This is a genomic window from Pseudomonas tumuqii, assembly GCF_013184545.1.
GTDB lineage: Bacteria > Pseudomonadota > Gammaproteobacteria > Pseudomonadales > Pseudomonadaceae > Aquipseudomonas > Aquipseudomonas tumuqii.
In genome coordinates this window covers 1-1,081 of the sequence record NZ_JAAOJA010000053.1, presented here as the reverse complement: position 1 = coordinate 1,081, position 1,081 = coordinate 1, and the positions used below count along the sequence as shown (strand labels likewise).

Below are 1,081 nucleotides of genomic sequence, written 5' to 3'. Positions count from 1 at the left end.
TGCGCCTCGACATCGGCATCGCCGAGGTGGTCGAGGATGTCGCAGATCCAGCCGGCCAGCGCGATGCTCTGCGCTTCCTTGAAGCCGCGGGTGGTGATCGCCGGGGTGCCGATGCGCAGGCCGGAGGTGACGAACGGCGACTGCGGGTCGTTCGGCACGGCGTTCTTGTTCACTGTAATGCCGGCACGGCCCAGCGCCGCGTCGGCGTCCTTGCCGGTCAGGCCCTGGCGGATCAGGCTGACCAGGAACAGGTGGTTGTCGGTGCCGCCGGAGACCACGTCATAGCCGCGCTCGATGAACACCTTGGCCATGGCCTGGGCGTTCTTGATCACCTGCGCCTGGTAGTCCTTGAAGCCGGGCTCGAGGGCTTCCTTGAAGCACACCGCCTTGCCGGCGATCACGTGCATCAGCGGGCCGCCCTGGGCGCCGGGGAACACCGCGGCATTGAGTTTCTTCTCGATCTCGGGGTTGCTCTTGGCCAGGATCAGGCCGCCGCGCGGGCCGCGCAGGGTCTTGTGGGTGGTGGTGGTGACCACGTCGGCATAGGGCAGCGGGTTGGGGTACAGGCCGGCGGCGACCAGGCCGGCGACGTGGGCCATGTCGACGAACAGCAGCGCGCCAACCTTGTCGGCGATGGCGCGAAAACGCGGGAAATCCAGGGTCTTGGAGTAGGCGCTGAAGCCGGCGACGATCATCTTCGGCTGGCACTCGACGGCCAGGCGCTCGACTTCGTCGTAATCGATCAGCCCGGTGGCGGTGTCGATGCCGTACTGCACGGCGTTGTACAGCTTGCCGGAAGACGACACCTTGGCGCCGTGGGTCAGGTGGCCGCCGTGGGCCAGGCTCATGCCGAGGATGGTGTCGCCCGGATTGATCAGCGCCAGGTACACGGCGCTGTTGGCCGAGGAGCCGGAGTGCGGCTGGACGTTGGCGTAGTCGGCGCCGAACAGTTGCTTGGCGCGGTCGATGGCCAGCTGCTCGACCACATCGACATGCTCGCAGCCGCCGTAGTAGCGCTTGCCCGGATAGCCTTCGGCGTACTTGTTGGTCAGGCCGCTGCCCTGGGCCTGCATGACCCGCT

1 protein-coding gene is annotated in these 1,081 nt (G+C 67.3%); it reads right to left on the bottom strand.

Going from position 1 to position 1,081, the window contains the following annotated elements; translation table 11 throughout:
* Window positions 1-1,081, bottom strand: a 1,081-nt coding sequence (glyA, locus tag G9C89_RS24900) for a serine hydroxymethyltransferase (protein ID WP_172153381.1), incomplete at both ends; no start/stop codon positions are given.